The organism is Colwellia sp. Bg11-12, from assembly GCF_014076955.1.
GTDB lineage: Bacteria > Pseudomonadota > Gammaproteobacteria > Enterobacterales > Alteromonadaceae > Colwellia_A.
Window position 1 is genome coordinate 44,001 of the sequence record NZ_JACGUZ010000049.1, and the last position, 14,507, is coordinate 58,507.

Sequence of the window (14,507 nt, forward strand, 5' to 3'; positions counted from 1 at the left end):
TAATGATTTTTGGATACACGCTTCGATTAAGAAAAAACACATAATAAAATTATGGAGACATATTTATGAGTTATGAAATAAAAGAAGAAAGTCGAGAGCATGCGCCGCTAGAGCGTAAATTTCTTAAATTTTCTCTACCTTTTGAGTCATTTATTAATAGCCAGATCGTAGCAGGAATCGTATTACTTATTTCAGCAATAGCCGCTATTCTCATGGTTAATTTAGGATGGGAGCAAAGTTATGAAGCCATAAGTGCATTAAAATTAACCATGTCGATTGGCAATTTGGAAATAAGCCACTCTATACATTATTGGATAAATGACGGGTTAATGGTGTTGTTTTTTTTCATTTTGGGCTTAGAGATTAAATATGAATGTTTAGTCGGCGCACTTAGCGATTTAAAAGATGCGGCATTAGTGATTGTTATGGCATTAGGTGGCATGGTACTACCTGCACTTATCTATATAACTATTATCTGGAGTAGCGGTTCTGATGCTTATCAGGGGTGGGGCATACCGATGGCCACAGACACTGCGTTTGCCATTGGCATTCTCACACTGCTTGGAGCAAAAGCGCCTCGAGCTGCTTATATTTTACTCACTGGTCTAGCGATTGTTGATGATATGGGAGCGGTTGCTGTTATTGGTTTTTTCTATACCGAACAAATTGTTGTTCAGTCACTTCTTTGGGCAGGGTTCACATTATTCGTTATGTTTATTATAAATCTCCTAGGTATAAGAAAACCTGTTTTTTACTTAACGGGTGGGATTTTTCTTTGGTGGTTTATTCTTCAGTCAGGTGTACATGCAACAACCGCAGGTCTGTTAGCTGCCATGATGGTGCCAACACGTCCTTATGCCAATAAAGTATGGTTTCGTCGTAAAATGCAAAACGTCATTGAAGACTTTAAAAAAGCTGACACCCTTGACACGCCTATTCTTGAAAATGAACAACAACATGCGCTCGCGGTTAAAGCTGAAGATATTGCTAAGCAAACAACCGCGCCGATATTACGCTGGGGTTATACACTTGATAAACCGGTCAGCCTTATTATTTTACCCTTGTTCGCTTTTTTAAATGCGGGAGTAATGTTGCCTACGGTACTCCCTGAATTTAACGACACGGTGGTTACTTTGGCTATTATATTTGCGTTGGTGTTCGGTAAAGGTATTGGTATTAGTCTTTTTGCATGGTTAGGCTTAAAAATGGGGGTAGTGAGGTTACCATCAGGTGTGAAATTTTCTCATATAATGGGTATCGGCTTTTTGGCAGGTGTGGGTTTCACAATGTCATTGTTTATATCGGCATTAGCATTTGAGGGACAAGCTGCACTTATTGAACAAGCAAAATTGGGTATTCTTTTTGGTTCATTAATTGCCGGTGTTGCTGGGGCTATTATTTTGTTCTTCACCGCTAAAGATTGATTCAATTATTTTTTTAATTAGGGGCTAACCATCTCTATTTGCATATGCTCTTGATACCATCGTCGTACGTCACTATTTTATAGTTGATTAACATGGAGGCATTTACCCGCTTTACTCCTTAATTTATCATGCGTATTTACCGTCAGTTTAACGATGAGAGATGACATATCGTGATCTCTTTTATTTATTAATATTTTTTCACTTCCTTTGTCTTCTTTAATAACAAGCTACTCACTTATTTGTTGATTTTTTGTGCAAAATAAAATCAGCCTGCATCCCTTATTCTACCTGACCACTTGGATGACTTTTATAGGAGTCACTGTTTTTCATGAAATTAATGGTTGACTATTTGGTCAATATTTTCAAAAATCTTATAGAAAAATAACAAAACTGTAACATTGGACGTTCAGTATAAAGTTGGAACTTTAACCAACAGGCGTCTTTTTTAGCTAATAGTAATTACAAATCTGGAGAGATAGAATGAATACTAGTCAGGCAAAGCCAAGTCGATTTTTCGGCCATGGTAAGTTAAATTTAAGTTTGATCGCACTTTGTGTTGCTTCAACCTTCGTTACTCATAGTGCATTTAGTGGCGAAACACTATGGTCAGAAGATTTCAATGACACACAGTTAAATAATAAAGGTGCCGTGTTTGATACCCTTGATATGAGCGGTGTTACGCGTTGGTCTATCGATGTTAGTAATGCTCAATTAACGGCGAACAGTGATTGGTTTAAAGTAACCAATAGCAACCTTGAGGCAAGAGATGTCGATGGTCGTGTTGATTGGCTGTCAGAGCCTATTAGCATTGAAGGAAAGACTAACATTCAGCTATCTGTTTTAGCTGAGGAAAATGGAAATCACGAATCAGCAGACTTTTTTGATCTTTCATACGCTATAGATAACGGTCCCTTTGTCAGGGTAGAGAACTGGCAAGGTAAGGGAAATGATAGTCATACGTTAATTGATGACTTTACTTCGGTTACCATCACCCAAGTCATTCCTGAAGGAAGCACTTTGCAAGTTAAAGTGTCGATGGCTAATAATTCAGGCAGTGAATACATCCGTTTAGATGATGTTTTTATTACTTCGGGTATTGTAGATGGAGGAGGCAATGATGATAGTAACCTAGTCACTGATGCTTGCTTTAACTGCCCGGACTTGGGCCGGATAGCAAGTGCAGCTGAATTTGATGATGCTACTTATTATGCACCCGTTATTAATGCGATCAATTCTGAACAAAGTGCAGAGGTGATACGCATTAACATCAATGATGTTATTTCTGCCAATCATAAGCAATTAACTTATTCAGAAGCCTGGACCGCTTTAACGGTTACCGATGAAGATCCCCTTAACGCCGATAATGTTATATTATTTTACCGTGGCATTTCTAAAGCAAAATTCTCAAACGGTAGCGGTCCACAATCAACAAACCCAGATAACTGGAATCGCGAACATGTATGGGCAAAAAGCCATGGTTTCCCAAGTTCTAGTGCACGTGCTTATTCAGATATTCATCACTTACGACCTACTGATATTTCGGTTAACTCATCAAGAGGTAATTTAGACTTTGATAACAGTGACGCACCTTTACCAGAGTCACCAGAAAATCGTGTCGACGGTAATTCTTTTGAGCCAAGAGGGGCAGTAAAAGGTGATGTTGCACGTATAGTGCTATATATGGATACGCGCTATGCCGGATTAGACTCGGTGACACCTGATTTACAAGTTGTTGATATGCTAACTTCTGGTGGTGAGCCAAAGTTAGGTAAATTATGTACGCTTTTAGCGTGGAGCGAAGCAGACCCTGTTGATGAATTTGAAATTAACCGAAATAACAAAATTTATGAGTTTCAAGGAAATCGTAACCCGTTTATTGACCACCCTGAGTGGATTTCAACACTTTATAGTTCATCATGTTCTAATGTTGATCCTGTCGACCCAGTAGATCCGGTTGACCCGGTTGACCCGGTTGACCCGGTTGACCCAGTAGAGCCCGGCGTTGATTTGTTTTTCTCTGAATATATTGAAGGGTCAGGCTATAATAAAGCGGTAGAGATTTATAACCCTACCAATGAAACGATTGCTTTAGGCGATTACCAATTCAACTTTTATGCTAATGGCAGTCTATCTGTCACCAGTAGCTATACATTAACAGGGCAGTTACTTGCCAATGATGTTGTAGTACTTGGTTCAACTCAAATCGCAGATGACTCTACCTTAATCCCTTATATTGACCATTTTGTTAGTGCTATTAATTTCAACGGTGATGATTATATCGAACTTGTTCATGGCGATATCATTATTGATAATGTTGGCACTTACGGCGTTAGACAAAATTGGGGTAAAGATACTTCATTAGTTCGTTTAGCTTCAGTAAACTCGGGTGACAGCGACCGAACAGATGAATTTATTAAAGCTGACCAATGGCAGTCAAATCCAAAAGATACTTTTGAGAATTTAGGCGTACATCTATCAGCGCCACCAACTACAGAGCCCAGTGACTCGCCTGTCATAGGTATGTGTGGTGATGAAGCTGATTTTATTCATACCATTCAAGGCAGCGGCAGTGATTCAACTGTTATTGGCGAGGTTAAGGTTATTGAAGGTACCGTTACTTTTGCTGTGCCAAGTTTAAATGGTTACTTTGTGCAAGAAGAAGCCGTTGACACTGATGCTGATACCACAACCTCTGAAGCCATTTTTGTTTATTTTAGTAATATTACAAACTTTCCTACCCAAGGTAATAAAGTCAGAATAAACGGTACCGTTAAAGAAAATTTTGGTCGTACACAATTGACCGCGACCACGCCTTTTGTTGATTGTGGTGTGGGTGAATCTATTGAAGCGACAATGGTGTCTTTACCTGTTACTAGTAACGACTATTGGGAAACAATAGAAGGTATGGCGGTTAGTTTTTCTGAGACATTAAAAGTTAGTGATACTTATAACTTGGCACGCTTTGGTCAGTTAACCTTATCAAATGGACGCTTGATACTTCCTACCAATATTTATAACGCAGGCAGTGAACAAGCTATTGCTTTAGCGGATAAAAATAGCCGAAATCGTATCACCCTCGACGATATGAATAATACGCAAAACCCTGATAACGTGGCATTTCCTGCGCCAGGGTTAAGTTATCAGAATACGCTACGTTTAGGCGATTCCGTTGCTAACTTAACCGGAGTTATTGATTATAGCTACAGTACCTTCCGTGTTTTACCTACAGTAACACCACAATTTAGCGCGAGTAATGCGAGAACGTCACAACCCAATATTAGCGGAGGTGGTTCTTTAAAAGTCGCTAGCTTTAATGTACTCAATTACTTTAATGGAGACGATGAGGGTCAAGGTTTTCCAACCGCTAGAGGGGCTGATACTTTTGAAGAGTTTACCCGTCAAAGTAGTAAAATTGTTTCTGCTCTTGTTGAAATTAATGCCGATATTGTTGGCTTAATGGAACTAGAAAACGATGGTTTTGCCAGTACTAGTGCTATTGCTGAACTTGTTTCGCAGTTAAATTTCAAGTTAGGTGAAGGAGCATATAACTACGTTAGCCTTAATCAAGCTGGTGTCGGTGGTGATGCAATTACCGTGGGTTTACTTTATAAGCCAGCGACCGTTGCCTTAATCGGTAATGCGGTCACGACAAGTCAGAGTCCATTTGATTTTGGTAATCGTCAACCGCTTGTACAAACGTTTAAAGAAATTGCGACTGATGAAACATTAACGATTGCCGTTAATCACTTTAAGTCAAAAGGCAGTTGTGGCAGTGCTTCGGGTAATAACCTTGATCAAGGTGATGGACAAGGATGCTGGAATGAACTGAGAACTCAAGCAGGCAGCGCATTAGCAGCCTGGTTAAATACTAACCCTACGGGATCTGCAGATACTGATTTTCTTATTATTGGTGACTTAAATGCTTACGGTAAAGAAGATCCAATCAATGCGATAACAGCCAGTAATTACCATAACTTGGTCGCTGAGCATATGGGCAGTGCAGGTTATTCTTATAGTTTTGGTGGTGAAATAGGTTACTTAGATCATGCTCTAGCCAGTGATGATTTGGCTAGGCAAGTCGTTGATACAACGGTTTGGCATATCAACGCTGATGAACCTCGTATTTTCGATTACAACACCGAATTTAAATCATCAGAGCAATTATCAAAATATTTTGCTGAAGATGCTTATCGAGCATCAGACCATGATCCCGTTATCGTTTTACTTAACTTAAATAGTCAAGTTGAGCTGGTAGGTGATTTTGATGCAGATGGTGATATTGATATAAATGATGTTAGAGAGTTCTCGATGCTGATCCGCAGCGGCGAGCTTAACGATATTAAATACGACTTTAATCAAGACAACGTAGTAAATGGTCGTGATGGAAGAGCATTAATGTCTTTGTGTACGCGTTCGCGCTGTGCAACACAATAAAAATAATTTTAAGTTAATCAATACATAATTAAAAAGGACGTAATCATGAAAAAAATAATCATACTATTAACAACACTTTTTGTTTCGCTAAGTAGTCAGGCAACATTAATTACTGTTGAGCTAAACCAAAATACCTACCAAGTTGGCGATGTGCTAACAGCAAACTTTATTATTTCTGAGATTGAAGATGACGCCTCAGCGTTACAAAGAATGCTGAGCGGCTTTGGTTTTGATGTCTCATGGAATAATATGATGATTGAATATTCAGCCGTGCGTTTTGGCGATAAACTTGATGCAGCCCCAGGATTTAGTGTTCAATCACCTATTAACCTGATGGCAAACAGTTTAACGCTGTCAGAAACCAGTTATTCATGGTCTGATGAACTCTTTGCAGTACAAAATGGTTTAAGCCGTTTTCTATTAGCGAGTGTTGATTTTAACGTGGTAGGTGCCGGTAATGGTTTGGGATCTTTAGATTTATCAAATGTCGTGTTATGGGATGATTTCAATATTGACTTTTCTGACATTAATAGCAGAAACAAAGAGTATTCAGTGACATCAGCAACCCCTATTGATGTGCCAGAGCCGTCGTCAATGGTGTTAATGCTAATGGGGTTCATCTTCTTGGTTCGTAAAAAGATAATGAGTTAACCACTTTGTTTTACTTATCGGCATTAGGTTGTCGATAAGTCAGCGAACTAACTAAAACCCTTATCTTTTTGATAAGGGTTTTTTATTTTAACCTTTGAGGCTAGCTAAGCGGTGCAAGCAGTGAGCTTAAAATATCATCAGTTAAGCTTAACTTATTATCACTCACTTCTTCAGATAACAGTGCTTTTGCAAGCGCAGCTTTATTTTGCTGTATTTTTTGAATTTTTTCTTCTATTGAGTTTTCAATAATATATTTGTACACAAAAACAGGTTTGTCTTGGCCAATACGATAAGCTCTATCGGTGGCTTGGTTTTCAACTGCAGGGTTCCACCAGGGGTCAAAATGAATAACCGTGTCTGCTGCTGTTAAGTTTAAGCCCACGCCACCGGCGCGTAAGCTAATTAAAAATACGGGTACTTCACCTTCTTGAAACTTATCAACAACTTCTTGTCTTTTAGTGGTTGCGCCTGTCAATTTAACAAAGTCGATTTTAGCGGTTACCAGCTCTTCTTCTATCAAAGCAAGCATACTGGTAAACTGTGAAAAAATTAATATTTTACGTCCTTCAGCAATTTGCTCCGGTAGCGTTTCCATTAAATGATCAAGCTTAGCTGATTGATTTACTTTTTTAGCGCCTTCAAGTGACAGTAACTTAGGATGATTACATACTTGTCTTAACTTCAATAACGCGTCTAAAACTTCTATCTGGCTACGTTTTAAACCTTTGTCTGCAATGATATCTTTTAAGCGACTGTCCATCGCCAAGCGCACTGATTCATAGAGTTCAGCTTGCTGGCCTTCAATACGTAACTTTTGAATTATTTCAGTTTTTGGTGGTAATTCAGTGGCTATTTTGTCTTTAGTTCGGCGTAAAATAAACGGTTTAATACGTTGATTTAATAACTGCTTACGCTCAAGTTCACCGTGTTTTTCTATCGGTGTTCTAAAGAGTTTAGTAAATTGTCTTTGTCCACCTAAAAAACCAGGCAGTAAAAAATTAAATTGAGCCCAGAATTCACCTAAATGATTCTCCATAGGCGTACCCGTTAAACACAACTTATGCTGCGCTTTAAGGGTTAAAAAAGCTTGGTATAATTTAGTTTTAGTATTTTTTATATAATGAGCTTCATCAAGAATAAGGTAATAAAAACTTTGCGCATTATAGAGCGCTAAATCTTTAGTAATTAACGCATAGCTAGTAATAATTATATCAACCGGATTTTCAATACCTTCAGCGCCTTCAAGGCAACCAAAGTGTTGCTGGCGTTTACTACCGTGCAATACTTGATAAGACAGCTCTGGGGTAAATTTTTCTATTTCATTTGCCCAGTTAAAAATAACACTGGTGGGCGCAACAATTAAGACGGGTTTGTTAAGTCGGCCTTGCTGTTTTTCAATTAATAAATGCGCTAAGGTTTGAATCGTTTTGCCTAAACCCATATCGTCAGCCAAAATACCGTTTAATTGATACTCTCGTAAAAACTGTAACCAGTTTAGCCCTTGATGCTGATAAGTTCGCAACGTTGCATTCAAGCCTGTTGGTACCGGAACTGTGGTAACTTGTTGGAAATCCCTTAGTTTATCAGCCAATACTCTTAATTTAGTGGTGCCAGTTGCGATCATTCCTTGGTCATCTAACATGGATAACGTTTGATGACCTTGAAAACGCGATAGCTCCATCGTGCCATTTTCATTTAAGGCATTAGGCATAAACAGTTCAATAAACTGTTTTAATATTGGCTGGACACTTTGATAGCGCAAGGCAACAAAGTCACCATTTTCGAGATCAACATATATAGGAGAGTCAGGCGCGATAAGCTTTTCTTTTTCTCGGTCAAGTAATGCCGACTTAGGAAGTTGTTCTATAGCACCAAGCAAAATAGGAAACGCGGGCATTTTTTTACCATCGATGGTTAAGTTTAACCCCAATGAGAAAAAGTCGTGGTCATCCGTTTGAATGACCTCGGCATCAAAGATGCTGTCGGTAGCGAGTGCTTTATAATAAAAATCATCAGCAAAGCTAATATTCCAGCCAAGATCTTTAAGTAATTGTACTTCCTGGTGCAAAAAATGATGCCAAAGGTAGCGACCTTGCATCAGCATTGAAAACTTAGGCGTTTTATCTTTATTTAAGTAGTCTTCATTGGTAAACGTGTAGCGCTTAGCTTTGGGCTGAGGGCTGAATTTTAAACCGGTTAATTTATCAATAACGGCCTGTTCAAAGGTTAAATCTCGATACAATTTAACCTTAGTGTCGATGTCGCTTGTCTTTGAAGGTGTAACCGTAACATTTTCATTATGCGGATTAACTAAGTTACCTTGATAAGAAAAATTAACTTTGACAAAGCCTGACTGCGGATCTTTTTCTCGGGGAGTAGAAAAGTGTAAATACACTTCAGGTTTTGTTAATTCTTGAGAAAATTCTGTTTTGGGTTTAGGTAAACGCTGCACGGCATCACCTAAAGACATAGACAGCTTATTCATTACCCAGGGTAATTTGTCTTCTTCGAAAATAGGTGAATTAAGTAGGTCTGCTTCAAAATTACACTGAGTATTGGTATTAATCTTTCCAAAGCAATTTTTTTGTTCATCATAATAACAAAGGGGTTGTGCTTTTATAATAAGTATACTTTCTGAAGGTTGCATAAAAACAAGCTGCAAAGTGTGTAATTTATTATCAAGCGCTAACCATTGCCACTGAGCCTCTAATGGCTCACCTAAAGTTATTGCTTCGTTAAGATCGTAACTTGTTTGCCAAAAACAGCGATTAGTTTTGATAATACGCTCGAATAAATCAAAATACTTAATGTTATCGCCATACTGATTGGTCCGAATAAGTTCCGTAAGTACAGCCACATCTTCGTTATTGGCATAAGCGCTATTTATTAACGAGCTTGCAGAAAATTCACTGCCAAGCGAGCTACTCCAGCCTCCACTATTTTTTGGGCGTGCTGATTTTATACCTAAAGTAAAATAGTCGTCTTCGTTATAGCTGTTGGGTTTTAAAAAGTATAATAACGATTTTTGCTGACTGTTGGGCTGGTATCTACTTGGTTGAGCTTGAAAGCGACTAAGCCATTTATCAATCACTTTTTCAGAGGTGGCAATACTATTTTGGTCAAAGTGTTCGTGAATAAAGTATTGCGCGAGGGCAGCGCCATGTTTACAGTCACGCCCTATGTAACAATCACAATAACTGGCCATACCATCATACTTAACATTTAACACTAAACGCGTTAAATAACTGCTTTGGCGAGAGCGCTCACTAAATACGACTCCCCGAATTATTTCACCATCAAGGGCGCAGGTTTTAATACCTTTATCCTGAAAAATGCGTGTTCCTTTTTTCCATTCATTTTTGGTAAAGTGTTTTTCAAGTAATTCAGGTGTAAAAGTGTTTGTAGCCATAAGTTTTTAATTATTCAGAATTCAAATAGAGTGTAAATGGATAAATTAGGTTTTATCTCTTCTTGATAGAATAAAAATATCAAGAGGATGATAAATATACATTACTGCAATAGCATTTTCAGGACTTATTGCTAAGAGCTGATCATTTATTATATCATCTCAATAGTATCACTGAGAATTAAAACCTTCAATTTGTCTTAATACTTGTCATTAATAACAATATATTTAAGTAAAGTTCATCAATAGCCAACATTAATATTGACCTATCTCTCTATTTTTCCATGCGGTGATCAAATAAGATGAAATAGAATCACCACTGCTTGTTCTATATTCATGCTTTTCTTCATTATTATCTAGAGTAGTCTCGGTAATATTACCCATTTTATTGGGAGCATGAGCACCGACATAAAATTCGGCTAATTGTTCTCTAGAAAACCATTGGCAATCCTCTAAGTCGTCTTCACTAATATCAATAGAGGTAGAGGTCGCAACTGCAGTAAAGCCTAACATCACTGAAGCGGGAAATGGCCAAGGCTGAGACGTTATATACTGAGGATTTTCAACATCTACAGCTGTTTCTTCTAAAACTTCCCTTATTACGGCTTCTTCTAGTGTTTCACCGGGGTCTACAAAACCGGCTAATGTTGAATAAATTCCAGCTTTCCAGCTGGCTTGTCGGCCTAATAAACAGCGAGCGATACCATCAGGAAACATATGCTCAACAAGCATTATTACCGCGGGATCTGTACGGGGAAATGACATGTTACGACACTCAGTGCAGCGCCTAGCGTGTCCTGCATAAACAGATCTATTGGCGTTGCCACATTTACCACAGTAAAGATGTGTTGTATGCCAATAAACTAAAGCTTTAGCTAACGCTTGAATTGACACATCTATAACCGTTAAATTTGGTGTCGCTTCACGAAGTTTTTGCCACTTACCTAGATTAAGTAATTGCGCTTGGGTTGAAAAACGTAACTTTTCAAAATCTACGGTGAACAATGAGATACTTCTGGTAGGTTCGTCTGACGTAGACTCTTTCCCCAGAGTCCCTTTACCTAAATAAATGCAACTTTCAATCGTTAAATTATCAAGCTGAGATTGATTTAAATAAATCGGGGTAAAAGTATCATCATGAGAAAAAAGGCCCATGCCGTCGTTAATAACGCAAAACAAGGTTTTTTGATGATTAAATTCTGATGTTAGCCAGCGTTTGTCTTTACGTTGATTACTACACCGGTCGAGCGGCATATTTGCGTATGTTAAACTCATACATCGTCCTTTTTTATTTGGCTAGCCCATTGCAGGGACCATTCTCCGAGTGGAGAAATCACTGAAAACAATCCTTGCCCTGTTAGCGTTAATTGATAACCATTTGGCGTTGACTCAACGAGTTGTAAAACTTTTAATTCTTTTAAACGGGTGTTTAAAAGGCTTGGTGAAATTTGCTCACAACGTTGCTGTAACTGTCTAAATGTTGCATTTCCTTTGCTTAACTGCCAAACAATACCCAATGCCCATGTTCGACCAAGTAAATCGAGTAACGCCATAATAGGTTTACCTGTTTTAGAGCCTCTAACTTGCTCTCCGGGTATAGGTAATGACATAATTTCTCCTTAATAACCAATATAACAATGCTACAATATTAGTAGCGATATTGCTAGTGGTGAGTATAATGCAGTACATAAGTAGATAACGAATTCTCTGAGAAAAGGAATAGTTTATGATTTCAAAAAAAGTAAGAGAGTTGTTCGTCTCTTTAATGGAAGCCACAGATGCTTCTGCCGTTTCTTATGATATTGAAACTGAACAATACAGTGGCAACTTCAATGCCGCAGTTGTTGATAAATATGCTGAATTAGGCGCGCTGGTACTTGTTGAAGGAGTAAGCAGCTCAACAACCATCTTGATTAATAACAGAGATGATTTTTTAAGCTCTTTTGCTGCTGGCGCTAGAGAGGCTAAAAATGGTAGTGATCAGTCTTACGCAGACTACAATGCAAACCCATTTGCCTTCTCTGTTGGTTATGAACATTACCATCAAATAGCAAAGAAAAAACGGCCAGTAAGTGGTTATCTATGCCATGGTTTTGAAAGAGAAGACACTGGTTTAATACACCAACAATAATGTTTTACTTACCGTGGTAAGTCAGTGCTGAATAAATTGTTGTCTTTGTATTATCCCATTGAAATGAAATGCGCAGTAGGAAATTATTAGGAAAGCTCGTTAAAAATCATTCCATATATTTTTTCCAAAGTGTTTGATAACGGCCATCTTTTTTGATTTTATCTAATGCTTCCTGCAATTGGACTAACGTTTTATTTGATGTTTTTTTACTTAATGCAAAATAATATTCAAGCTCGCCTGAAAGTAGGTAGGCGGGTTCAAAAATATTTACGTTTATCTCTGGTGTAAGCAATTTTAATCGCCATTCCAATTCGACAGGACTAAAGGTAACTAAATCAACTCTGCCCTTGATTATCTTATTGATGTTTTGGTTTTCCCTCGTCACAAAGGCTAAATTATTCCCTTCTTCAAAACCAGCGTTAATTAACTTCTCAGAAGATGAAGATCCTCGCATAACGCCTACTCGATAATTTTTGATATCTGCTATTGAAGTGACTTGAATATCTTTTCTAGACTTTAATTTATATAACCATATTTCGCGAGGAGCAATGGGGCCGACCCATTTATAATGTTCTTCTCTGGCAGAATTTCTTACTATATCCAGGATAAGAATATTAGGTTCATTTTCAATAATTGTTAATGCTCTTGCCCAAGGGAGTAGTTCTATACTTGCTTCTTTTTTACTCCCTATGTCGTTGAGAATTAATTTAATTAATTCGACGGTAAATCCTCTAATTTCTTTTTTTATCTTTTTTCCGTCGGTTAAATAATAGTTAAAAGGAGGAAATGAATCTTCACCAATAATGCGTAGTTGTTTGGTTGCATGACTTGGAAAAATCACGGTAAGTGTCAGTATGAATAAGATAACCCCTTTGATTAAATTCCTTTTATTGATTTCCATTTTCTCGTTTTCCTAAGAGCTAAACAAAGGTTCAGTTATATTTTTTTATGAGTGTGTAACAATTCGAAATAGATAAAACCTTATCGCCTTTGTTGATTTTTTAATACGTTGTAAAACATCGGTATGTAATATTCTTAAAAGCACCGCACACGTTCATCTTTACATACAATACTAGCACTGTTTTATCCATTGTTGATACTAAGGAGCCATGAAAGGTTGCCTCAAATTTAATAGTCTTTTGAATTTGAGTTATTTGTAGCTATTTAACAATAATCTCAGTTACAAAGTTTAACTTCTAGGCAATAACTTTTGTGTCATTAGAATATGTAAGAAAAATGGCTATTTTACTAGACGATAAAATGGGCCGTGCTTTTAAATGAATTTCAGCCGTTCTATATCTAAGTTAAGGTAAAGTAAAGGTGTCACTCCAAAGGAGACATTTAAACGAACCTGATGCTACAGGTGTATTGCCTATAACTGTCTGTTTTTTTTACACTAAGTGTTCTTTTATACGCCGCCGCCATTTAACTAATTGTTAATTAATAGTTTTTTTTATTGGAATGATAATTGCTCATTGCTATTTGCAAAACTAAATTGATTATAACTTTATGATCAATATCACATTAAAAGGAATTATATTTTGAATTTTAAAAAATTATTACTAACAGCAACCTTAGCTTTAGGCGCTTTTTCAGCCTCAGCTACAATTATCACCAATGGTTTAGGTGGAACTCAAGGTTTTGGTGAGGATAGCCTTGCTGCTAATGATGATGGTTCAACCGCTTTTTTAGACTTGTCGAGCGTTTTTTCTAGTGGTTTAAATTTTTTCGGCACCAGTTATACTGGCTTGTATTTAAACAATAATGGTAACGTTACTTTTACTAATCCTTTGTCAACATTTACTCCTCCTGCTTTAAGCGGCAGTACTGCTAACCCTATTATTGCACCTTTTTTTGCTGATGTAGATACACGTGGTGGTGCGGTGTCGGCAACACCAGGTGGTAATTCAACAGGCAGTAATTTAGTTTACTGGGATTTAGATACTGTTGGTAATATTTTTACGGCTACTTGGGATGATGTAGGGTATTTCTCAAATGAAACAAATCTACTCAATAGCTTTCAACTAGCACTTATTGACCAAGGTAGTGGCAATTTTGATATTGAGTTTCGTTATGAAGATCTTAACTGGACAACAGGTAATTCAAGTGGTGGTTCAAATGGTTTAGGCGGAACCGTTGCTCGTTCGGGCTTTAGTTCTGGTAACGGTAGCGATTTCAATGAATTAAATGCATCAGGAAATCAAGCAGCAATGTTAGGTTTAACTGGTACTTCAAATGTAGGTGTTGCTGGTTTATATCGTTTTGAAGTTAGAAATGGTCAAATTGCCCCTCCAACAGATGTTCCAGAGCCTACAACATTAGCAATTTTGGGTTTAGGCTTACTAGGTTTAATGAGTAGACGCTCTATTAAAAAATAACGCGTTTAATTATAAAAGATAAATTATTTATCTTTGTTTGAGGCCTCACTTTTAGTGGGGCTTTTTATTGCTTGTCATTGTAT

General features: G+C 37.5%; 9 protein-coding genes. 5 read left to right on the forward strand and 4 right to left on the reverse strand.

Going from position 1 to position 14,507, the window contains the following annotated elements; translation table 11 throughout:
- The first annotated feature begins 65 nt into the window (after positions 1-65).
- The 3 genes from nhaA to H4J39_RS01520 all read left to right on the forward strand — a co-directional run bounded on the left by nhaA (position 66) and on the right by H4J39_RS01520 (position 6,509).
- The gene (nhaA, locus tag H4J39_RS01510) at positions 66-1,424 is read left to right on the forward strand and encodes a Na+/H+ antiporter NhaA (RefSeq protein ID WP_182225670.1); all 1,359 of its coding nucleotides are present in this window, start codon (positions 66-68) and stop codon (positions 1,422-1,424) included.
- A gap of 480 nt (positions 1,425-1,904) precedes the next feature.
- Positions 1,905-5,858, forward strand: a complete 3,954-nt coding sequence (locus tag H4J39_RS19250) for an ExeM/NucH family extracellular endonuclease (RefSeq protein WP_182225671.1) — start codon at positions 1,905-1,907, stop codon at positions 5,856-5,858.
- A gap of 45 nt (positions 5,859-5,903) precedes the next feature.
- Positions 5,904-6,509: a PEP-CTERM sorting domain-containing protein gene (locus tag H4J39_RS01520; protein ID WP_182225672.1), complete on the forward strand. Its 606-nt coding sequence runs from the start codon at positions 5,904-5,906 to the stop codon at positions 6,507-6,509.
- Between the two features lie 100 nt (positions 6,510-6,609).
- Here H4J39_RS01520 and H4J39_RS01525 read toward each other — a convergent pair whose 3' ends face one another.
- The 3 genes from H4J39_RS01525 to H4J39_RS01535 all read right to left on the reverse strand — a co-directional run bounded on the left by H4J39_RS01525 (position 6,610) and on the right by H4J39_RS01535 (position 11,525).
- Positions 6,610-9,918, reverse strand: coding sequence for a DEAD/DEAH box helicase (locus tag H4J39_RS01525; protein ID WP_182225673.1), 3,309 nt, complete (start codon positions 9,916-9,918; stop codon positions 6,610-6,612).
- Positions 9,919-10,170: 252 nt separating this feature from the next.
- Positions 10,171-11,190 (reverse strand): NAD(+) diphosphatase, encoded by a 1,020-nt coding sequence (gene nudC / locus H4J39_RS01530; RefSeq protein WP_182225674.1) that lies wholly within the window; start codon positions 11,188-11,190, stop codon positions 10,171-10,173.
- Positions 11,187-11,525: a helix-turn-helix domain-containing protein gene (locus H4J39_RS01535; protein ID WP_182225675.1), complete on the reverse strand. Its 339-nt coding sequence runs from the start codon at positions 11,523-11,525 to the stop codon at positions 11,187-11,189. Before H4J39_RS01535 ends, nudC begins: the two co-directional genes overlap by 4 nt.
- Before the next feature lie 116 nt (positions 11,526-11,641).
- Between H4J39_RS01535 and H4J39_RS01540 the strand changes: the two genes are divergently transcribed.
- Positions 11,642-12,046, forward strand: coding sequence for a hypothetical protein (locus H4J39_RS01540; RefSeq protein WP_182225676.1), 405 nt, complete (start codon positions 11,642-11,644; stop codon positions 12,044-12,046).
- Between the two features lie 106 nt (positions 12,047-12,152).
- Here H4J39_RS01540 and H4J39_RS01545 read toward each other — a convergent pair whose 3' ends face one another.
- A complete protein-coding gene (locus H4J39_RS01545) occupies positions 12,153-12,947 on the reverse strand; it encodes an ABC transporter substrate-binding protein (RefSeq protein WP_182225677.1) in 795 nt (264 codons plus the stop codon).
- Positions 12,948-13,587: 640 nt separating this feature from the next.
- Here H4J39_RS01545 and H4J39_RS01550 point away from each other — a divergent pair.
- Positions 13,588-14,424 (forward strand): nidogen-like domain-containing protein, encoded by an 837-nt coding sequence (locus tag H4J39_RS01550; RefSeq protein WP_182225678.1) that lies wholly within the window; start codon positions 13,588-13,590, stop codon positions 14,422-14,424.
- The last annotated feature ends 83 nt before the right edge of the window (positions 14,425-14,507 follow it).